Origin of the sequence: Rossellomorea sp. YZS02 (genome assembly GCF_033963925.1) — a bacterium.
Lineage (GTDB): Bacteria > Bacillota > Bacilli > Bacillales > Bacillaceae_B > Rossellomorea.
Map to the genome: position 1 here is coordinate 50,580 of NZ_JAXBLY010000001.1, position 20,812 is coordinate 71,391.

Annotated in this window: 22 protein-coding genes; 1 reads left to right on the top strand and 21 read right to left on the bottom strand. The window is 42.6% G+C overall.

Annotated features, from left to right (window positions below; genetic code table 11):
• Nucleotides 1–161: 161 nt before the first annotated feature.
• The 6 genes from SLH55_RS00255 to SLH55_RS00280 all read right to left on the bottom strand — a co-directional run bounded on the left by SLH55_RS00255 (nt 162) and on the right by SLH55_RS00280 (nt 6,074).
• Entirely contained in the window at nt 162–701 is a 540-nt protein-coding gene (locus tag SLH55_RS00255) for a hypothetical protein (RefSeq protein ID WP_226673165.1), read from the bottom strand.
• Nucleotides 702–822: 121 nt separating this feature from the next.
• The gene (gene rpoD, locus SLH55_RS00260) at nt 823–1,953 is read right to left on the bottom strand and encodes an RNA polymerase sigma factor RpoD (protein ID WP_219169630.1); all 1,131 of its coding nucleotides are present in this window, start codon (nt 1,951–1,953) and stop codon (nt 823–825) included.
• A gap of 33 nt (nt 1,954–1,986) precedes the next feature.
• Complete coding sequence (gene dnaG / locus SLH55_RS00265) at nt 1,987–3,798, bottom strand: DNA primase (RefSeq protein WP_320322269.1); 1,812 nt, start codon at nt 3,796–3,798, stop codon at nt 1,987–1,989.
• A 47-nt stretch (nt 3,799–3,845) separates the two neighbouring features.
• Nucleotides 3,846–4,319 (bottom strand): YaiI/YqxD family protein, encoded by a 474-nt coding sequence (locus tag SLH55_RS00270; protein ID WP_219169719.1) that lies wholly within the window; start codon nt 4,317–4,319, stop codon nt 3,846–3,848.
• A gap of 302 nt (nt 4,320–4,621) precedes the next feature.
• Complete coding sequence (locus SLH55_RS00275) at nt 4,622–5,434, bottom strand: pyruvate, water dikinase regulatory protein (RefSeq protein ID WP_219169717.1); 813 nt, start codon at nt 5,432–5,434, stop codon at nt 4,622–4,624.
• Nucleotides 5,435–5,447: 13 nt separating this feature from the next.
• Entirely contained in the window at nt 5,448–6,074 is a 627-nt protein-coding gene (locus SLH55_RS00280; RefSeq protein ID WP_219169715.1) for a helix-turn-helix transcriptional regulator, read from the bottom strand.
• 461 nt (nt 6,075–6,535) lie between these two features.
• On the opposite strand from SLH55_RS00280, the gene SLH55_RS00285 reads away from it, so the two are divergent.
• Nucleotides 6,536–7,909, top strand: a complete 1,374-nt coding sequence (locus SLH55_RS00285) for a glycine--tRNA ligase (protein ID WP_219169628.1) — start codon at nt 6,536–6,538, stop codon at nt 7,907–7,909.
• A gap of 703 nt (nt 7,910–8,612) precedes the next feature.
• On the opposite strand, the gene recO is transcribed toward SLH55_RS00285, so the two are convergent.
• From recO to rpsU, 15 genes are all read right to left on the bottom strand, one after another.
• Nucleotides 8,613–9,365: a DNA repair protein RecO gene (gene recO, locus SLH55_RS00290; RefSeq protein WP_219168128.1), complete on the bottom strand. Its 753-nt coding sequence runs from the start codon at nt 9,363–9,365 to the stop codon at nt 8,613–8,615.
• Nucleotides 9,366–9,410: 45 nt separating this feature from the next.
• On the bottom strand, nt 9,411–9,554 hold the full coding sequence (locus SLH55_RS00295; protein ID WP_082386398.1) for a YqzL family protein: 144 nt from the start codon (nt 9,552–9,554) through the stop codon (nt 9,411–9,413).
• Between the two features lie 106 nt (nt 9,555–9,660).
• Nucleotides 9,661–10,581: a GTPase Era gene (gene era / locus SLH55_RS00300; protein WP_219168127.1), complete on the bottom strand. Its 921-nt coding sequence runs from the start codon at nt 10,579–10,581 to the stop codon at nt 9,661–9,663.
• The gene (locus SLH55_RS00305) at nt 10,574–10,972 is read right to left on the bottom strand and encodes a cytidine deaminase (protein ID WP_219168126.1); all 399 of its coding nucleotides are present in this window, start codon (nt 10,970–10,972) and stop codon (nt 10,574–10,576) included. The genes era and SLH55_RS00305 overlap by 8 nt, the downstream gene beginning before the upstream one ends.
• A gap of 242 nt (nt 10,973–11,214) precedes the next feature.
• Nucleotides 11,215–11,607 (bottom strand): diacylglycerol kinase, encoded by a 393-nt coding sequence (locus SLH55_RS00310; RefSeq protein ID WP_226673170.1) that lies wholly within the window; start codon nt 11,605–11,607, stop codon nt 11,215–11,217.
• Nucleotides 11,582–12,055: an rRNA maturation RNase YbeY gene (gene ybeY / locus SLH55_RS00315; RefSeq protein WP_219168124.1), complete on the bottom strand. Its 474-nt coding sequence runs from the start codon at nt 12,053–12,055 to the stop codon at nt 11,582–11,584. The genes SLH55_RS00310 and ybeY overlap by 26 nt, the downstream gene beginning before the upstream one ends.
• Nucleotides 12,056–12,058: 3 nt before the next feature.
• The gene (locus SLH55_RS00320; RefSeq protein WP_219168123.1) at nt 12,059–14,215 is read right to left on the bottom strand and encodes an HD family phosphohydrolase; all 2,157 of its coding nucleotides are present in this window, start codon (nt 14,213–14,215) and stop codon (nt 12,059–12,061) included.
• A 181-nt stretch (nt 14,216–14,396) separates the two neighbouring features.
• Complete coding sequence (locus tag SLH55_RS00325; protein ID WP_219168122.1) at nt 14,397–15,356, bottom strand: PhoH family protein; 960 nt, start codon at nt 15,354–15,356, stop codon at nt 14,397–14,399.
• Nucleotides 15,357–15,359: 3 nt separating this feature from the next.
• Nucleotides 15,360–16,547, bottom strand: coding sequence for a sporulation protein YqfD (gene yqfD, locus SLH55_RS00330; protein WP_219168121.1), 1,188 nt, complete (start codon nt 16,545–16,547; stop codon nt 15,360–15,362).
• Between the two features lie 11 nt (nt 16,548–16,558).
• Nucleotides 16,559–16,843 (bottom strand): sporulation protein YqfC, encoded by a 285-nt coding sequence (gene yqfC, locus SLH55_RS00335; RefSeq protein ID WP_219168120.1) that lies wholly within the window; start codon nt 16,841–16,843, stop codon nt 16,559–16,561.
• A 57-nt stretch (nt 16,844–16,900) separates the two neighbouring features.
• Nucleotides 16,901–17,362, bottom strand: coding sequence for a hypothetical protein (locus tag SLH55_RS00340; protein WP_219168119.1), 462 nt, complete (start codon nt 17,360–17,362; stop codon nt 16,901–16,903).
• A gap of 30 nt (nt 17,363–17,392) precedes the next feature.
• Nucleotides 17,393–18,388: a flotillin-like protein FloA gene (gene floA, locus SLH55_RS00345; RefSeq protein ID WP_219168132.1), complete on the bottom strand. Its 996-nt coding sequence runs from the start codon at nt 18,386–18,388 to the stop codon at nt 17,393–17,395.
• Nucleotides 18,389–18,415: 27 nt separating this feature from the next.
• Nucleotides 18,416–19,726, bottom strand: coding sequence for an NfeD family protein (locus tag SLH55_RS00350; RefSeq protein ID WP_219168118.1), 1,311 nt, complete (start codon nt 19,724–19,726; stop codon nt 18,416–18,418).
• 150 nt (nt 19,727–19,876) lie between these two features.
• Nucleotides 19,877–20,323 (bottom strand): GatB/YqeY domain-containing protein, encoded by a 447-nt coding sequence (locus SLH55_RS00355; protein ID WP_219168117.1) that lies wholly within the window; start codon nt 20,321–20,323, stop codon nt 19,877–19,879.
• Nucleotides 20,324–20,337: 14 nt separating this feature from the next.
• Complete coding sequence (gene rpsU / locus SLH55_RS00360) at nt 20,338–20,511, bottom strand: 30S ribosomal protein S21 (protein WP_032087602.1); 174 nt, start codon at nt 20,509–20,511, stop codon at nt 20,338–20,340.
• Nucleotides 20,512–20,812: the final 301 nt, after the last annotated feature.

Sequence of the window (20,812 nt, forward strand, 5' to 3'; positions counted from 1 at the left end):
TCCCCCTTGTCTAACTTTGATGACTGAAAGCCCTAGACTTCTTCGAATGATAATAGCGCTTTCAAGCATACACATACAATTCTATGAATACGCTCTCATTCCTATTATAAGAGGGGAAAGTGAATTTTCTCAACTTTAAAAAACTTTTTAATTTTCAGAAGTTATAGTAATATATAAATACTTACGAGCACTACTCCTATAAAGCCTGCAAAGGAGAAATAATTCTGCTTCCACTTCACTCCTGCTCCAATCCACAGGAAGCAGTTGAGAAACAAGGTTATGTATAATTCCAAAGAGCTTCCTTTAAAAACCACCTCAGACACATCAATAGATGAAAGAAGGAGGATACATGCTGCCGAAGCATAGAGAAGCATAGGAGATAATTGTTTCTTAGTATAATAAATCCCCATCCCCAATAATAATCCGACAAAACCTGCCAAAATCGCTGTTTGCAAAACGATTGACAATTCAGTAAAATAAATGACAAATAATGAAATCGCTAAAATGCACATTGAAATTAAAACGTCTGTAAATGTGATCGACCTCCGGTTTACGGCCTGCTTTCGATCATTGATTCCTGACCCACCTGTATAGAATGCAATCAGGTAATCACAATATTGTTCCGGAAGTAATTTGGTCTGCTTCCAAAATTGAATTTCCCTGATGATCGTTTCTGTTTTCGAATCCTTCGTTCTTGTCACAAATGTCACACCTTCTATTGTTGAATCCTATAGCTTTATTCGGCAAAGAACAGGAAAAACCCTTTAAGTTGGACAAAAAAAAACCACCCCTATGCACAATAGAGGCAGTAATTGGATATTTCTATTCCAAAAAGTCTTTTAATCGTTTGCTTCTGCTCGGATGGCGCAGTTTTCTTAAAGCTTTCGCTTCGATTTGACGGATACGTTCTCGAGTAACACCGAACACCTTACCTACTTCTTCAAGTGTACGTGTTCTGCCGTCATCCAGACCAAAGCGCAGTCTTAGAACATTTTCTTCTCTGTCTGTAAGAGTATCCAGAACATCTTCAAGCTGTTCTTTCAATAGTTCGTAAGCAGCATGTTCCGAAGGTGACTGAGCTTCTGCATCCTCAATGAAGTCACCAAGGTGAGAATCATCTTCTTCCCCAATCGGTGTTTCCAGTGAAACAGGCTCTTGAGCAATTTTGAGTATTTCCCGGACCTTTTCAGGAGTCAGGTCCATTTCTTCGGCAATTTCCTCCGGTGCTGGTTCACGACCTAGATCCTGAAGTAATTGTCTTTGGACCCGGATCAGTTTATTGATGGTTTCTACCATGTGAACCGGGATACGAATCGTCCTTGCCTGGTCAGCAATCGCACGGGTAATGGCTTGACGAATCCACCATGTAGCATACGTACTGAATTTGTACCCTTTACGGTAATCAAATTTTTCAACCGCTTTGATGAGTCCCATATTCCCTTCTTGAATAAGGTCTAAGAACAGCATACCGCGTCCTACATAGCGTTTGGCAATACTGACAACAAGTCTCAGGTTTGCTTCGGCAAGACGTCGCTTCGCCTCTTCATCACCATCTTCGATTCGCTTGGCAAGATTGATCTCTTCCTCTGCAGATAAAAGATCGACCCTCCCGATTTCTTTCAGGTACATACGAACCGGATCATTTATTTTAACCCCTGGAGGAACGCTTAAATCATTCAGATTAAACTCTTCTTCTTCTTCCTTCTCTAACTCTGTGGCACCCGGATCATCATCTTCGTCGTTTTCATTAACGATTTCTACACCTTGTTCACCTAAGTGTTCGTAGAATTCATCCATTTGATCAGAATCCAATTCGAAGCCCGATAATTTATCGGCAATATCTTCGTATGTGAGGACTCCTCTTTTCTTACCTTGGTTAACTAAGAATTCTTTCACCTGATCAACAGTTAATTCTGACGCTATTTGCTTGGAACGCGCTGACTTTTCAGCCATTTGTTCCCCTCCTTCCAACTTCCTGACAAAACTTTATAGAGACTTACGTAGCTGTAAGATTTCCATCGCTATTTGTGCTTCTTGCCTGTAATCCTTTAATCTTTCCGCTTCTTTTCTTTCTAATTCTTTTTCCTTTATTCTCAACATCTTTTGATGTTTTAACACCTGATTTACATAATCCGCTAATTCCTGATCCGTACTTTCTTCGCTAATGGACATCATTTCTATGTCCGTCACGATCCTTCTGAGCCTCTCATCAGGGAGGTACCCGATAAAAGTACTCGCACTTGGAGGCAGTCCTTCTTCATAATATCCCAATAAATAAGTAATAATAGCCTGGTGTTCATCAATATTAAGATTCGTACCTGCAAGCCACTCCTGGACCTTATAAGCGATATTCGGATCCTTCAGCATGTATGCAATCAACCTTCGTTCAGCGGTTTGATACGCAGGCAGCAATTTAGTCTGCGTATGCCGTTTGAAATCACCTTGCATACCGACCTGTTTAGGTGGATTAGATGCGCGGTTTTCCGGACCTTGTAATTCGGATAGTTGTTGCTGAAGAGCCTCTAAGGATAATTCGAACTCATCGGCCAAATACCTCAAATAATAATCCTTTTCCACCGCTTTACTCAATTGAGTAATTTCCTTAAGTATGTCTTCTATATACTTGAGGCGATCTCCTTCATCATTTAAGTTTTTATTCAGCTTGTAATACCGAAGCTTAAATGCCATGAACGTTAAACTTGCCCCTATTACATCCTGTTGAAATTTGGCAGAACCATATTTGCTGATGTAGTCATCAGGGTCTAACTGTTCGGGTATCGTAGCCACACGGATGTCCAGCTGATGTTTATGAAGAAGTTTCCCTGCCCTGAATGCAGCTTCCACTCCGGCAGAATCACCATCGTAACATATCGTGATGGAATCCGTTAATCGTTTTAAAAGGCCGATTTGCTGCTCTGTCAATGATGTCCCCATGGTGGCTACACCATTTTCCACCCCGGCTTCGCTCGCTGAAATCACATCGGCGAATCCCTCGAATAATATCGCCTGCTGTTTTCTTCTGATCATCGACCTTGCACCGTGATAGTTATAAAGGATGCTACTTTTATTAAAAATCTTTGTTTCAGGACTGTTCAAGTATTTTGGTTCGTCATCCTTATCAATGGTCCTGCCTGAGAAAGCAACGGTATTGCCTTTCGCATCCACAATCGGAAACATGATTCTTCCCCTGAAGCGATCAAGGAATGAATTATCCCTTTCCCTTCTCACGAGCAATCCTGCCTCTTCCATCAGTTCCAAAGAGTAGCCTCGCTTTTCAAGGAACTTGACCGTGAAATCCCAACTCGGTAGGGACCATCCAATTTGGAATTTCGTGATGCTTTCCGTTGTGAAGCCCCTAGCTAATAAATATTCCAGAGCGTCCTGACCTTCCTTTGTATTTAGGAGAAGATGATGGTAAAATTTACTTAATAAGCCATGAGCTTCCATCATTTGTTTCTCGTCTTCCTGAGGAGGAAGCGGTTGGTCGGCTGTTTGGGTTTGAATGGAAATATCTTCGCCTACTTTGGATCCAAGTTTCTGGGCCGCTTCAAGGAAGCTTAGACCATCCACATCCATAAGAAACGTAAACGCATTTCCACCTGCACCACATCCAAAGCAGTGAAATATTTGTTTGTCAGGGGAAACAGAAAAAGATGGAGTATTTTCTCCATGAAACGGACATAAACCAAAATAGTTACGTCCCTGCTTTTTCAATTGCACATAGTCACTGACAACGTCAACAATATCTGTCGACGACAAAATTTTATTCAACTTATCTTCAGGGATTCTTTCAGACATGTTCTATCACCTGTTTTTATTAACCCTCTTAATCCATTCTGTATTGATTACGAATCTCCTGCAATTTCCGACAAGATTTTATCAAAGGATGTACAGAATGTTACCCTGTCTTCATTAGTGAAAGGCTTGGGACCTTTACCGTAGTTACCTCTCTTGCGTTCTTTTGCTGCAAGATACCGATAATCAAGCGCTGTCACGATACTCTCTTCCCTGTAGGCTTTTCCCCTGGGAGAGATGGCATAAACTTTTTTCGGTAACACCAGACTTGCAAGTCCTATATCCTGTGTCACCAGTACATCCTTTTCTTTTACGTGATTCATGATGTACAAGTCGGCTGATTCCTTCGAACTATCCACATATACCCATTCACCCTCGTCAGGTGTATTCTTTCGATGGGCATGGGAAGCAACAAAAATGACTTTAAAGCCATAACCTCTTGTAATTTTTATGATCTCCTGTTTTACCGGGCATGCATCTGCATCTACATATACAGCAGGGTTATGTTCGCTATTACTAACTATTCTACATCACTCCGTATTTTCCTTCTCTCTTTAGGAACTTTCCTAGAGATTTGATTAAAATTGTCGAATTGTAATTCAGACGAGACTTGACATATCACAATAATTAGTTTATTCCTTAAGAGTTTAGTCTAAACCTATTTTAAATATTTTTATCACAATTTTTTATTATAGTATAATCGGACAAGTTTGACCACTATAAAAACTTGATTTGTTTGAGGTTTTTGGTGGTGTTCGTAATTTCATTAAAAAATAAAAAGATGATTCCCCCATTATTTCAAGGGAATCATCTTTTTTAATTATGCTCAGTCGTTGGAATTTTGATAGATGTTTGTAATGACATTGGCCGTTTCTTCGACTGCCTTGTTCGTTACGTCGATGACATGACATCCGATGCGGTCAGTAATTTTCTCGAAATACTGGAGCTCATCTTCAATCCTCTTAATATTAGCGTAGCTTGCCTGATCATTCAAACCTAGAGATTTCAGTCTTTCCCGGCGGATGGTATTCAATTTCTCAGGGCTGATCTTAAGGCCAAAGCATTTCTTTGGAGAAACCATAAATAATTCCTCTGGGGGATCGACTTCCGGTACAAGAGGGACATTGGCCACTTTGATCCTTTTTAAAGCAAGGTATTGTGATAAAGGTGTTTTCGAGGTTCTCGAGACCCCTACAAGCACGATGTCCGCTCTCAGGATACCACGGGGATCACGCCCATCGTCGTACTTGACGGCAAACTCAATGGCTTCCACCTTCTTGAAGTAATCATCATCAAGCTTTCTGACAGTCCCAGGTTCAAACAAAGGTTCCTTTTGGTAGGAAGACTGGTATTTATCCATTAATGGACCGATGATGTCGAAAGCATAAAGCTCTTCTTTTTCAGATTGTTCTTTAATGTACGCACGCATATCCGGCTTGACCAGAGTGTAAACGATCAATCCCTGGTTCAATTTCGCTAAGGAAATCACTTCGTCAATGTGTTCCAGATCCTCTACATACGGAAAGCGCTTAATGACCGTATTGGAACCATTGAATTGGCTTATCGCCGCTTTTGTCACTAATTCGGCAGTTTCCCCCACCGAGTCGGATACAACATAGATGATCGGTTCTTTCACGATCGTTCACCACCTTCTAATATTCATCTGCCAATGCTACAAATGCTTTAGTAATATTGGTCTTTGTAATTCTCCCGATGACTTCGAGATCGCCATTCCCGGTTTTCTTTACGACAGGGACGGAATCAATTTGTTTATGAATCAAGTCCTTCGCCACACCAATCAACTGGTCATCTTTTTCACAGACCGTGATATTCGGCATTCTTGTCATAATGATATTCACCGGCAACGTACTGAGTTCCTGCTTCCCAATACTTGCTCTTAAAAGATCTTTACGGGACAGGACCCCCACTAAGTATGTATTGGCGTCCACAACAAACAATGTACCCACATCTTCCAAGAACATGGTCACGATTGCATCATACACGGAAACATTTTCATTTACCACGACAGGAATGGATTGATAATCCTTCACATAAATTTTGTTCAGGTTCTCTGTCAGCAGCTGGGTCCCTGTTTTACCGGTATAGAAATACCCCACTCTTGGTCGTGCATCCAGATATCCCGCCATGGTCAGGATCGCCAGGTCAGGTCTTAAGGTCGCTCTTGTTAAGTTTAATCGATCTGCAATCTGTTCACCAGTGATAGGTCCATTGTCTTTCACTATTTGTAAAATATGTTCTTGACGCTTATTAAGTTCGATTGTTACTCACCACCTAACGTTCAAACGATTTATGTTATACTTTATATGAAATATTATATACTATTCAAGCAAAATGAAAAGAGCATATTATCATCCATTTGTGACAACCTATAGTTAAAATTTCACTTTACAAAGAGTATCTGTTTTAACACAAAACTTCAAATCATTTCACTTGGATCAAACTGTAGTTGTTTTTATTTCTTTATCATGATAAAATGTCTTCATCTTACAACCAATAATGCTATGATGGATCAATAAGTACTTGCTAACCGATAAGCGACTGGGGACAGTGAAAGCCCAGAAGGCAGGGAAACGGAAATCCTGAGCAACTTACCGATGAAAAGTGGGTATGCATATGCATATCAACTAGGGTGGAACCGCGAGTATCAAGCTCGTCCCTAGGCCTTAAGCGCCTAAGGACGAGCTTTTTTATTTACATAAAAAGAAAAGGAGTGACTTATATGTCAATGGAACAAGTAGTCAACTTAGCAAAGCACCGGGGATTTGTGTTCCCTGGATCAGAAATCTACGGAGGACTTGCCAACACATGGGATTACGGTCCGCTTGGAGTCGAGTTGAAGAATAATATCAAAAAAGCATGGTGGAAGAAATTCGTTCAGGAATCCCCTTATAATGTGGGTCTTGATGCAAGTATCCTTATGAATCCTCAAACATGGGTGGCTTCCGGTCACGTTGGGAATTTCAACGACCCGATGATTGACTGTAAACAATGTAAAACACGTCACCGTGCAGATAAAATCATTGAAAACGCGCTAGAAGAAAAAGGGATCGAAATGATCGTCGACGGTCTTTCTTTCGATAAAATGGAAGAAATCATTAAAGAACACGACATTGCCTGTCCTGATTGCGGAAGCCACGATTTCACCGACATCCGCCAGTTCGACTTGATGTTCAAAACCCATCAAGGTGTGACGGAGTCTTCTACAAATGAAATTTACTTACGCCCTGAAACAGCACAAGGAATCTTCGTAAACTTCAAAAATGTACAGCGCTCTATGCGCAAAAAAATGCCATTTGGTATTGCACAAGTAGGAAAAAGCTTCCGCAATGAAATCACACCGGGTAACTTTACATTTAGAACGCGTGAATTTGAGCAAATGGAACTGGAATTCTTCTGTAAGCCAGGAGAAGATCTGGAGTGGTTCTCGTATTGGCGTGAATTCTGTAAAAACTGGTTACTCAACCTTGGCATGAGTGAAGACAACATGAGACTGCGTGATCATGACAAAGATGAATTATCTCACTACAGCAATGCAACAACGGATATCGAATACAAATTCCCGTTTGGCTGGGGAGAGCTATGGGGCGTGGCAGATCGCACGGACTTCGACCTTAAGCGTCATATGGAACATTCAAATGAGGACTTCCACTACATGGATCCACAAACCAATGAAAAATATGTACCATACTGCATCGAGCCTTCACTGGGGGCGGATCGCGTGACCCTTGCATTCCTTTGTGATGCATATGAAGAAGAAGAGCTAGAGAATGATTCACGTACCGTTTTACGCTTCCATCCGGCACTGGCTCCATTCAAGGCGGCTGTCCTGCCACTTTCGAAAAAGCTTTCTGACGATGCCTTCAAAGTATACGAAGAGCTTTCTCAGGATCTGATGATCGACTTCGACGAAACGGCATCCATTGGTAAACGCTACCGCCGTCAAGACGAAATCGGGACACCATTCTGCATCACCTTCGATTTTGATTCCGTAGAAGACGGTCAAGTAACCGTTCGTGACCGTGACACAATGGATCAAGTCAGAATGCCAATCAGTGAAGTAAAAGCGTTCTTGCAGGAGAAAATTAAGTTTTAAAAACCTAAAGCGCAGGCGGCTTGCTCAGCCCCGACAAGCATATCTAAAAAATCCCTGAAGGCGTTTTTTGCCTTTGGGGATTTTTTAGATATGACCTCGAGGGGCTAGCCGCCGGAGCTAGCAGACACCTAAAGCGGAGGCGGCTCGTTCAGAGGCGACAAGCATAAGACGGCCCTGCCGGAAAGGCGTTCTTTGCCTTTTTGGCAGGGTTGACTTATGACCTCGAGCCTCTAGCCGCCGGAGCTAGCAGCCACCTAAAGCGCAGGCGGCTCGTTCAGAGGCGACAAGCATAAGACGGCCCTGCCGGAAAGGCGTTCTTTGCCTTTTTGGCAGGGTTGACTTATGACCTCGAGCCTCTAGCCGCCGGAGCTAGCAGACACCTAAAGCGCAGGCGGTTTGTTCAGAGGCGACAAGCATAAGACGGCCCTGCCGGAAAGGCGTTCTTTGCCTTTTTGGCAGGGTTGACTTATGACCTCGAGCCTCTAGCCGCCGGAGCTAGCAGACACCTAAAGCGCAGGCGGCTTGCTCAGCCCCGACAAGCATATCTGGAAAATCCCTGAAGGCGTTTTTTGCCTTTGGGGATTTTTTAGATATGAACTGAATTCTAGCCTCTAAGCCTCGTAGCTAACAGTAGCCATAAAAAATCAGGCCCATCCACAAAAGTGAATGGGCCTTTCTATATCACAAGCAGCATTTATAAATCCTAGAATAAGTCCTTAAGGTTATCCATTTGGTCTAAAAACCTTCTGGACTTTAATGTTAAACCTGAATTTTCATCGTAATAAGTCCTGATTACCCGTTTTAATTGACGTTTTGTTTCATCTTTCACCGAAATATTCCCCAACCGATTGATATCAAAATAATAAAAAACCCTGAGAAGTTTCACAGTACCTTGCGATAACGGTAAATGATGAGGATCTTCACTTAGACATCGATGACAGATGAATCCATTTTCCTTAAACGAAAACGCAAATTCCCCATCGCTCTCCCCGCAAACGGAGCACCCGTTCAGATGAGGATACAACCCTAATACCGGGAGCATCTTCATTTCAAATATATGCATAAGGATTTCCGGGTCGTAGTCTTCGTTTAGGTAGTGAAGAGTCTTATAAAGCAATTCAAACAGAAAGGGATTAGGCTTCTTGTCCTCGGTCGCTTTATCAAGGAGGTCTACGATGTATGTAGCATATGCCGTCTTGAACAGATCCTCCTTCACATGTCTCAGCGATTCGGCCATCTCTCCCTGTTGCAGGGTACCCAGTCCACTTCCTTTGATAAAAAGGAAATAACCATATGTAAACAATTGTGAAATGGCGGATAGACGGCTATTAGGTTTCTTTGCCCCTCTAGCCATCAATCCAATCTTTCCGAATTCCCTTGTGTATATGGTAACAATTTTGTTCGACTCACCGTAATGATTCGTTCGAATGACAATCCCTTCACATTTCTGCAGCATACAGCCACCTCCCGATATCAATCCACCCGGGTGATGACAAACTTATCACGTTAAAGGGAAATCTACTTCCGCTGTTTCTTCTTCAAAGCTGTAAGGATCTTCAAACGTCTCCTTTTCAAGCTCCTTAAAAAGGAGATAGGTGTCTATACTACCCGTTTGCGAAAAAAATTTCCATGTTAAGTCTAACATAAAAAACCCACCTTTCTGGATTTAAACTAGCAAGACTTCATAAGCTTTCTTGTGATTAGAATGAGCATTTTATCTCTAAAACATGTGGCCTAAATATTGTTAATTATCAATATTCGTCGTCGCTGAAGCCAAAGTCACGAAGGTTCGAGGATCGGTTTCGCCAATCTTTTTGCACCTTCACCCAAAGTTCCAGGTAAACCTTTGATCCCAAAAGGTTCTCAATGTCTACACGGGAACGCTTTCCTACTTCCTTGAGCATGGATCCCTGCTTGCCGATGACAATTCCTTTTTGTGAGTCTCTTTCCACAATGATCGTGGCGATGACGTCAATAAGATCCTTCTCTTGCTTTCTCTCCATCTTATCGATCACTACTGCAATACTGTGGGGAATCTCTTCCCTGGTCAAGTGCAGGACTTTCTCACGGATAAGTTCTGATACAATAAATCGTTCAGGATGATCCGTAATTTGATCGGCAGGATAGAATTGAGGTCCTTCAGGTAATAGGTCCTTCAATAACTGCAGAAGATGATCTACGTTATTTCCTTCCAATGCGGAAATCGGTACAGTCGCCGCAAACGGAAACAGGTCATTGTATTGTTGAATCATAGGAAGTAATTCATCGGGATGGATTTGGTCTATCTTATTAAGAATGAGGAAGACTGGTGTTTTCACACCTTTCAGCTTCTCTATGATGAAATGATCTCCCTTTCCCAATCCTTCTTCGACATTCACCATGAACAAGATGACGTCCACTTCTTTTAAAGTGTTCTGAGCAATCTTCATCATGAAGTCTCCCAGTTTATGTTTCGGTTTGTGAATTCCAGGAGTATCGATGAATATCATCTGGGCATCATCTGTCGTGTAAACTCCCTGAACTTTGTTTCGTGTTGTTTGAGGCTTATCACTCATGATGGCGATCTTCTGACCGATGACCCTGTTCAAGAAAGTGGATTTCCCGACGTTAGGTCGTCCGATAATGGAAATAAAGCCTGATTTGTATTCTTTATTACTGCCTATATTACTCATTTAAATCCTCCGGTGAAAATGCTCCTGGTAATAGTTCTGCTACGGTTAATTCTTCTACATCGCCTTTGAGATTCGTCAGGACGACTTTCATTTCTTTAGGACATAGCTCCGAAATGACTTGTCGACATGCTCCACAAGGAGGAACAGGTCTTGCCGTGTCTGCCACAACCGCAATCATAGAATAGTCTGTATCGCCTTCTGAATAAGCCTTGAATAAAGCTGTTCTTTCAGCACAGTTACACATGCTGTAGGCTGCGTTTTCAATATTACAACCGTGATAGACCTTACCACTTTTTGACAGAAGAGCAGCTCCCACCTTGAATTTACTATAAGGTACGTATGCTTTTTCTCTCGCTAGTTTAGCTTCTTGTATCATTTGTTCTGCATTCATTAATTTAACTCTCCTTTTAACCCTTACACATTCATTTTACTACAATTTTCATAAAAGAAAATGGGCTGTTATCATTTTGTAATAAAATAGTTAGATAATTCAAACTATTTATCGATATTGCACTTTGCTCCACTTATTCTATACAAGTATAAGAACGTTTTCAAATGAATTAAGGGCTGCAGGGCAGAATTCGTAAAAATTCTTTCCTGCAGCCCTTATTTTTCGCTCATAATACCTGTAAATTAGATGATCAAATTCAAAAGCTTTGGAAGAAAGATAATGGTCCCCACAATCGCCGTACATATCGCGAAGAGAAGGACGGCAGCTGACGCCAGGTCTTTCGCAGCCTTGGCAAGTGGATGAAACTCATCAACGGAAAGATCTACTGCCTTTTCAATCGCAGTATTCATCGTTTCAAGGGCAAGCACCGTAAAGACCAGTATGATCAGTACGGCCCATTCCATTGCCGATACCGAAAGAATATAAGCAAGGAAGAAAACGATCACTCCAACACATGCATGAATCCTGAAATTCTGTTCCGTCGCCCAAACGGATTTCATCCCTTCCGCAGCATACCCAAAGGATTTTAAGAACCTGAATAAGCCGAACTTAGTCTCTTTTGAGTCCATATTCATCCAGAATGTCCTTTTGTTTCTCAAACATCTGCTTTTCTTCCTCTTCCTCCATATGGTCATAGCCCAATAAATGGAGGAATCCGTGAAGGGCAAGGAAACCAAGCTCACGTGATACTGAATGATTGTATTCTTCCGCCTGTTCTTTCGTCCGGTCAATGGAAATGATGATATCTCCAAGTACACGCGGGATCTCTCCCCCGATGATTTCGATCTCATCTTCACCCAATTCTTCCAGGGCGAATGAAATCACATCTGTCGGTTGGTCCTTATCCCTGTATTCCCTGTTGATTTCCTGGATCCGTTCATTGGTCACGAAGGTTACGGAGACTTCGCTTTCGTCCTCGATCCCTTCTTTTTCAGCTGCAAAATTCAAGATATTTTGAACCAGCTGTGTTTGTTCGTCTGTCAGTGATTCAGTTTCATCTATAAAGTCGATCAATAATGGCATGCTTTATTCTCCTTTTGCTTGTAGTTCCGGATATTCGATTCTTGGATGAAATATTCCATTTAATGTCTCACACAATGACCTCTTAACTGTTTCCAACTGTTTTAATGATATATCACACTCGTTGAACTGCCCGTCCTGCAGACGGTCTTGTACGATTGAGTGGACGAGCTGCTGAATTTCAGTCTGAGTGGGTGATTTCTTCGACCTGACAGCCGCTTCCACACTGTCGGCAATGCTGATGACAGCCGCTTCCCTTGTCTGTGGTTTAGGTCCTGGATAACGATAATCATCTTCCTTAACATCTTTCCCTTGTTCTTTCGCCTTATAATAGAAAAATTTCAGGAGGGTCGTACCATGATGCTGCTCGGCGATGTCGACGATTTCCTTCGGCAGTTTATGTTTCCGGAGCATCTCAGCTCCATCCGAAGCATGACTAATAATAACATCCCTACTTGTTTCAGGCGAGACCCGATCATGGGGATTACCCATATTCAGCTGATTCTCGATAAAGAAATGCGGTCGTTTAGACTTGCCGACATCGTGATAGTAACACCCGACCCTCGCCAACAATCCATTTGCCCCAATGGATTCACAAGCTGCTTCCGCAAGGTTTGCCACCATCACACTATGATGATAGGTACCCGGAGCGTCGGTCAGCAGTTTCTTTAAGAGTGGCTGTGTTGGACTTGACAACTCTACCAGCCTCATGGAGGACAGGATACCGAAACCTGCTTCAAAGAACGGGAGGAAACCGATTGTCAGGATGGAAGAGCTGATTCCCGATACAAGGGCAAACACAAGGTAATAGACATATTCGCTATTCGAGTAAGACGTACCGCTTAATAGAATTAGGAAGCCCAGGATGAGGATATTGACCAGAGCTACGTAAATTCCCGCCCTCAAAATATTCGAACGCTGATTGCGGTTCATTAGGAAAAGAATCCCCGAGACGCCGCTGAATAAAGTATAAATCGCTATTTCGATGTCAATGGATCCAGAGAACTGTTGATGAAAGACGATGCTCGAACACGCTGAGAGGATGAACACCATCATCATGGCAATCCGCTCATTTAAGAGGATCCTCAATATCATACCTGTAAACGCTGCAGGGAAGATGAAAGCAATATCATTGATCTCAAGCTGCTCGATCAGTCCCACAATCTTCATGATCAAGAGGGAAATGACGAATACGATACTCGTCAGGATCAAGTAATTCTGCTTTCGCTCCTCTGACACTTCGAGGGTATAAAAGAAATAATACAGTGAACTGATCACTACGAGCACAAAGAGGGCCAGCCCGACGTATGGCCTAAAGGAAAATGTATTTTCCACCATTCCCAAAGACTTCAGGATACTGTATTTTTTAGGAGTGATGAGGTCCCCGTCTTCAACGATGACCCCGCCTTCGATGATTTCCACCTTTTCGACGTTTGCCTCGGCGAGCTTCTTTAACTCATCCGTCTTTTCAGCATCATAGTAAAGCGTCGGCTCTAAAGCGACTTTTCCAAGTTTAACGGCAGCGGTTGACAGCTCGCCTTTGAATGAATAATTGGTGATCCGTTGTTCTAAATTTAATTTCGCTTCATTTAGCGCTTCCTCTTTTACGCCGTTTTCCATAATGATCTTCATTTGTGTGGACACGATGGTCTCTACACGGGAGAGGTCGTCTTCTGACGCCTCCAGCAGTGACTTCAACACATCATCACTCAAACTGTTGGTTACATTATTATTTTTATCTTTGGGCAATTTTGCTTTTAGCAGTTTCAGCTGATCATTAATATTCAGATTCGGCGGTGGCTTTAAATCGTCTTCCACCACCTTCTGTTCAGACTCTTTTTTCACTTCAGTAACGCTTTCCATAAGAGAGTGAAGCAGCGATATGGAGTTGTCGATCGCCCCTTCTTTAGGGGTATATACATCCGCCACTTCCGCCTTCGCTTCTTCCTTCTTCTTGGCAGTGGCCTCTTCATCGACAAATTTCTTAGGAGCCCTGATCGTTGTAGGTGCATCTTCATACAAATTAATATCCAGCGTTTTGGGTTTCACATTTCCATATAGTACACCGAACACAATGATACCCAATAACACAAATAGAAGATTGGTAAACAACCGGTAGCTTAGAAAGCTCCTTATCTTAAGTAGAAATGGGTGAGTTTGCATAAAGAACCCCCTGTTATGTATAGACAATTTCGGTTTATTCAAAAACATGTAGCAATTATGTAAAATGATAACAGTTTTTGACTTATTTATCTATGTTTAACCCATTAAAAAAAGATTGATCCAGATACATGCCGCTGCATTTCGGGAGGGCATGGACCTATCGGATCAATCTCTGTTTAGCTTATTTTTCATTTGCTTCATAGGCATCGATAATTTTCGCGACCAACGGATGTCGAACAACATCAGCTTGATCGAGATAAATGAACGATACTCCCTTGACATCCTTTAATATTCTTTCAGAAGATATTAACCCCGACTCGCTTCCCCTCGGCAGATCAACCTGGGAACGGTCTCCCGTGATGATCATCTTTGAATCAAAGCCCAGTCTGGTCAAGAACATTTTCATTTGTGCCTTTGTTGTATTCTGTGCCTCATCCAGGATCACGAACGCATCATCCAGTGTACGGCCCCTCATATAGGCAAGGGGAGCGATCTCAATGGTCCCTCTTTCGATCAAGCGTACGGTATGCTCTGCTCCCAAGACATCATGCAAGGCATCATAAAGGGGACGGAGATATGGATCTACCTTTTCCTTCAAGTCACCAGGGAGGAATCCGAGGCTTTCCCCAGCTTCTACAGCCGGCCTTGTCAGGATAATCTTCTTGACCTGCCCATTTTTAAGGGCATGAACGGCCATGACCACAGCTAAATACGTCTTTCCTGTGCCTGCAGGACCGATCCCGAACACCATATCATGTTTCTTGATGGATTGAATGTATTGCCGCTGCCCAAGGGTTTTGACCCGTATGGATTTACCTTTTGCGTTCTTAGTGATTTCTTCATTGTACAACTCTGTAAAGTATTCAAGCGTCCCTTGTCTGCCCATCTCGATGGCATAGTGGACGTCACGCTGGCCGATATTGATCCCTTTGCGGATCACGGCCACCAGTCGATCAGAAATATCAAGAGCGAGACTTACATCTTCTTCTTTACCCGAAACCAGCAATTCTTCGCCTCTTGTTACAATCGAAACGTGTAATTCCTGTTCTATTAATTTAAGGTGAGAATCTGAAACGCCAAACAAAGCGATAGCTTCATTAGGGTTTTCAAGTTGTAATTTCATTAAGATTTCATCTGACATTCGTTAGTCTCCTTGAATAATTGGTTGTCCTACTGCAATATTTTCGATTACTTTGAAGTGAATGGTTACCCTAACTTTACCATTCTCAACCTTTTCTTGCAAAATTTTTTCGTCTCTGATTTCTGCATCTTCCGGGAGGCTGGATTCAAGGTTACTCTTGGCAAGCTTCTTGGCCGCAATGATGGCTTCTGACTTCGTATAGGTTCTTTCCACATCCTCTTTTTCTTTCATGCTTCTATCCATATAATAAACAGGGAGCTCCCACTTAAGAAATCGGAGGGTTTTTTTATTTTCTTCCACTATAATGTCCTTGAATTCCGTTTTCCCGAATCCCCATATCGGGATATCAAGTGAACCTATCCCCAGATAATGTTTTCTCTTCTCATTGCCACTGAACACGATAAATCGTGACTTTAACGGTAGTTCCACTGACGTCTTATACCATGTTTCCCCCAGAATCTTCGCTTTGGCCGACACACCTTTGGGATCCTTTTCATTCCCGATCAAACCGGAAACAAGGAGCTGACCTTTACTGACGTAGTCATTCACGTTCACCTGTGGATCTCCTTCTTCTACAAACATGTTTGTAATGATAGCTTTCTTTGCTGCGACGATGTGCTGCAGGCCAGTGGATTCAGAAGGCTCTGGTGCGTTCTTCTCCACTACTTGAAAGTGGAAGGTTGTCCCTTGTAATTCCACCCCTACCCACGTAATATTATTCATTCTGAAAGATAATTCCCGTTGAATGTTCTCCACATCGGGTATCGAGAACTGCATCTTCCCCTTGGAAACACCCATTTCCTTCAGTTCCTTCCGTATACTGTGTTCGGTTTGAGGAGACGCACCCTTTATCTGTATGTCCCACACCATATTGGAGAGAAGGAATACGATGACGAAGAATGCCAATCCACCTATCATAAATCCGGAATTCTTTACTGATCGCTTGAATAGAAAAGGGACACCCTGACCCCTTAGAAATGTCGCTTTACACCCTGATCCCCGAACCGCTCTTCTGAAGTTATGTACATCGTCTAAGGATAAGTAAAAGGTGATGGTCTCAGTCCCCGCTCTCCTTACATTCCAAACCGTGATATCGGCACGAAGCAGTTGATTGATGACCCGTTCGGCTAATCTGCCTTCCATTTTCACAAATACCTTTCCCCTCAGAAAGGTAAACCATTGATTCTTCAAATCCGTCCCTCCTATTGTTCTAAATAGATCACTTCTACAATTTTTCCCTGAAGGAGAATTTCTTCCGGAAGAATCATCTTGATGACAAATTGTTCCCCTTTTATCAGCACCTGACCCTGCTTTAACAGAAGCCGCACCTCTCGATCTGTGAAGGTCAAAAGCCCCCGGTGGTTTTCTATATAGATATGAATTTGTCCAATCATTGTGACGCGAGGAAGGTCCATCATGACATCTTCGGGTAAATCCATCTTCTGTGTCATCCACTTACGCATATGGTGTATAAAACTTTTCGCCATAAAAAAAGAACCCCCTTTCATCTCATATTTATGAAATGAAAAGGGGTTTCATCACTGTTATTTTTGATGATGACGTTTTTTTGATCTTGGAGGACCAAATACCTCCGAGTAAATAAATCCTTTTACGATATCATCTTCATTTTTGAAATCAAGTTTGAGGGAACGGCTACCATCGCGAATCTTCGCGGCCCGGGTATGATGAGCTTCAAGCTTCCTTGAATAACGCTCTTCCTGTTCCTTGAGGCTGGTTGATTCCGCCGCCCTCTTCTTATCTTCTAAACGGGCTTGAATAGAGGATACAACCTCTTTCATCGGCTCCCTGGATGATCTGGGCTTATTCTGTCTCGTTCTTTCACGTTCTCTTTCTGTTCCCCTCCCCCGACTATCATGCGCGGGCGGAGAAGGCGGAGAGGCTGTTTGAATCGGTTTCTGCCTCGGCTTATTGGAGGGTGGCTGTTTCACTTTATTGAATATGGATGTGATGAGTCCTATCAATATAGCAATGATCAATGGTTCCATGGAGAAAACTCCTTTCTAAACAAAGGGAGATTACTTATCGTTTTTTGGATCTTTTTTATCCCCTGTCAGTTTTCCAATCGAGTCTCTCATCTCTGTATCAGCATCGATGTTCTTCAGGTTCATATAGTCCATCACACCGATGTTGCCTGATCTTAGGGCTTCAGCCATGGCGAGTGGGACTTCTGCTTCCGCTTCCACAACCTTCGCTCTCATTTCTTCTACCCTTGCTTTCATTTCCTGCTCATTGGCAACGGCCATTGCTCTTCTTTCTTCCGCTTTTGCCTGAGCGATGTTCTTATCTGCCTCTGCTTGCTCTGTTTGCAGTTCAGCACCGATATTCTTACCGATATCAACGTCGGCGATATCAATCGAGAGAATTTCAAATGCAGTACCTGCATCCAGACCTTTTGAAAGAACCGTTTGAGAAATCAAATCCGGGTTTTCCAGTACCTTTTTGTGATTGTCGGATGAACCGATCGTAGATACAATCCCTTCCCCTACACGGGCAACGATCGTCTCTTCACCGGCACCCCCGACCAGGCGGTCTATATTTGCACGAACCGTAATACGCGCTTTGGCTTTCACTTCAATACCATCCATAGCTACACCGGCAATGAATGGTGTTTCGATCACTTTTGGGTTAACACTCATTTGAACCGCTTCCAATACGTCACGACCTGCAAGGTCAATGGCAGCACAGCGTTCAAACGTCAATTCGATGTTTGCACGATGAGCAGCAATTAACGCATTAACGACCCTGTCTACATTCCCCCCGGCAAGATAGTGGCTCTCAAGCTGATTGATCGTGACCGTAATCCCTGCCTTATGCGCTTTAATTAATGGATTGATTACACGACTTGGGATAACACGTCTCAATCTCATCCCCACTAGTGTAAAAATGCTGATTCTAACGCCTGCTGCAATAGCTGAAATCCACAGCATGACTGGTACAAATGTAAATAAAACAGCTAAAACGATAATCCCCACCACAATTGCAACGAGGAGTAAAATCGTACTTGGTCCTATAACCATAATTTCTTACCTCCTAAAGTATTATGAAATGTCTCTTACTACAATCCTTGAACCTTCAACCTTAACAATCTTAACCTTTTCACCTGCTTTGATAAAGCCGCCTTCTGTTACAGCATCAATTCTTTCTTCTTCCACTATCACAGTACCGGATGGTCTTAGAGGCGTTTTCGTTACGCCCTCTTTCCCAATCAAGTCCAATCGATTGGCATTTGAAACATATCCGCTTTCCGTGCTGGTGGAATCGTTTAAAATGATTTTGTTAAAAAATTTCATTTTTTTACCAAACACCTTTACAAAGATAATCACTGTCGCAGCTGCAATCAATAAAGCGATCAGAACCGATATCCCCATCTGCATCATATCGCCCCCAGCCAACATAATACTTCCAAGGATCGCACCTATCCCGAGTCCCCCGGATATTCCGCCAGGCAGGAAGAACTCCGCCACAATCAGAATAATACCAATGACAAAAAGGATAATGGTTTCGTATCCAGCAAGCCCTGCAACCAAGTGTCCATAAAAGAATAATACAAGGGATATCAGGCCGATAGAACCGGCAATTCCAAATCCCGGTGAATACAGCTCTACAATCAACCCAATGCTTGCAAGGGACAGAAGGATCGGTACGACAACAGGATTCGTGATGAAACGGGCGAGTTTTTCCGCAAACGTTTCTTCCACCTGCTTTACAGAGGATTTTTCCACTCCGATCGTTTCATACAATTCATCGAGGTCTTTGACAGTCCCTTCAGAATAACCGATTTCCTTTGCTTCCTTTGAACCCAACGTTAAGAGTTCGCCTTTTTCAATCCCGAGTTCTTCAATGACGATTGACTCATCTGCCATGGCCAATGCATATTGAGGATCTCTCCCATTCGATTCGGCAGCACTTTTCATGGCCGACAGCCAATAGCTTTGAGCCTTCTTATCGGCGGCATTTCCCGCTTGATCTATGACAGCTGCAGCCCCCATTTGTCCGTTGGGCACCATATAGATTTCATCTGCATGAAGGGAAATGAATGCTCCCGCTGAAAGCGCATGATTGTTCACAAATGCAATCGTCCTCGTATCGATGCCATCCATGAGTTGACCGATATCACCGGCGGCATCCACCAATCCCCCAGGTGTATCAATATCAAAAATGATCAGTTCAGCATCGTGGTCTTCCGCATCTTTGATCGCTCTTTCCAAAAATGCATGAAGCCCTCTTTCAACCTCTTTTTGAATGGGAATCACATATACCCGATCCGCATCTTTAGCAGAACCGACAAGCGGCTGCAGAAAGCTGCACCCAAGGATCACGATTAATAAAGCAAGTATACCTCTCCTCAACTTAACCCCCTCGTTTCAGGTAATATTCCTTGATACTCTATGTACGGATGACCTATTAGAAAAGTTTCATCATTTTTGAAAATTTTCATCTTTACTGAAATCGGTTTTAAAAAAACCGGAAAGCATCGAAGCTTTCCGGTTTCTTTAATCTTATGATAGATGTTGAAGAACAAGTTTGTTGACGAGAGCTCCATCGGCTTTCCCTTTTAATTTAGGCATGATTGCCCCCATCACTTTGCCCATGTCCGCTTTAGAAGTAGCACCTACCTCCGTTACCGTCTGTTGGACAATAGCAGAGACTTCTTCTTCTGAAAGCTGTTTAGGCATATATATTTCGACGTAAGTCAGTTCTGTTTGAATTTTTTCAACGAGGTCTTCGCGACCAGCGTTTTGAAATTCCTGGAGGGAGTCTTTCCGTTGCTTCACTTCTCGAGAAAGGACAGTCAACTCTTCGTCTTCAGAGAGTTCCTGTTTCCCATGTTTGATTGCTTCATTTTGAAGTGAAGCCTTTAGCATGCGGATAACGGAAAGCTTCTCTTTTTCTTTATTTTTCATCGCTTGTTTCATATCATCATTTAAACGATTGAGAAGACTCATACTTACACCCTCTCTTAGAACTTACGCTTTCTTGCAGCTTCTGATTTCTTTTTGCGTTTTACGCTTGGCTTTTCATAAAATTCGCGCTTTCTAAACTCTTGTAAAGTTCCTGTTTTAGAAACTGAGCGTTTGAAGCGACGAAGAGCATCTTCAAGCGATTCGTTTTTACGAACAACTGTTTTTGACATCTCTCTTTCCCTCCCTCCGAACACACTACACTTACATGTTCAAGTCAAGAAATGGTTTGTACCAATTTCTCAAGACGCAGGATTACCTGACGTCCCTTTACTTCACCAATAGGTTATGGCTTTGCCCTTGCCTTATTGTCACAAGGGGACAGAAAGTGTATGTCTTTCTTGGATGAATTTCTTTAAGATTACAAAGAAACTCATGTACTTTGCCATTATAATATATGATATGTGTCAGGTCAACAATTTATCATAAAACACTCATATAAATAGGCATGTCTCACTGAATTTCTCCATACAT

Coding starts and splice junctions, on each gene's coding strand:
- rpoD (WP_219169630.1), bottom strand. CDS start 1,953: ATGGCTGAAAAGTCAGCGCGTTCCAAGCAAATAGCGTCAGAATTAACT.
- dnaG (WP_320322269.1), bottom strand. CDS start 3,798: ATGTCTGAAAGAATCCCTGAAGATAAGTTGAATAAAATTTTGTCGTCG.
- SLH55_RS00285 (WP_219169628.1), top strand. CDS start 6,536: ATGTCAATGGAACAAGTAGTCAACTTAGCAAAGCACCGGGGATTTGTG.
- recO (WP_219168128.1), bottom strand. CDS start 9,365: ATGCTGCAGAAATGTGAAGGGATTGTCATTCGAACGAATCATTACGGT.
- SLH55_RS00295 (WP_082386398.1), bottom strand. CDS start 9,554: ATGTTAGACTTAACATGGAAATTTTTTTCGCAAACGGGTAGTATAGAC.
- era (WP_219168127.1), bottom strand. CDS start 10,581: ATGAGTAATATAGGCAGTAATAAAGAATACAAATCAGGCTTTATTTCC.
- SLH55_RS00305 (WP_219168126.1), bottom strand. CDS start 10,972: ATGAATGCAGAACAAATGATACAAGAAGCTAAACTAGCGAGAGAAAAA.
- SLH55_RS00310 (WP_226673170.1), bottom strand. CDS start 11,607: ATGAATATGGACTCAAAAGAGACTAAGTTCGGCTTATTCAGGTTCTTA.
- ybeY (WP_219168124.1), bottom strand. CDS start 12,055: ATGCCATTATTGATCGACTTTATAGATGAAACTGAATCACTGACAGAC.
- SLH55_RS00320 (WP_219168123.1), bottom strand. CDS start 14,215: ATGCAAACTCACCCATTTCTACTTAAGATAAGGAGCTTTCTAAGCTAC.
- SLH55_RS00325 (WP_219168122.1), bottom strand. CDS start 15,356: ATGTCAGATGAAATCTTAATGAAATTACAACTTGAAAACCCTAATGAA.
- yqfC (WP_219168120.1), bottom strand. CDS start 16,843: ATGGCGAAAAGTTTTATACACCATATGCGTAAGTGGATGACACAGAAG.
- SLH55_RS00340 (WP_219168119.1), bottom strand. CDS start 17,362: ATGGAACCATTGATCATTGCTATATTGATAGGACTCATCACATCCATA.
- SLH55_RS00355 (WP_219168117.1), bottom strand. CDS start 20,323: ATGAGTCTTCTCAATCGTTTAAATGATGATATGAAACAAGCGATGAAA.
- rpsU (WP_032087602.1), bottom strand. CDS start 20,511: ATGTCAAAAACAGTTGTTCGTAAAAACGAATCGCTTGAAGATGCTCTT.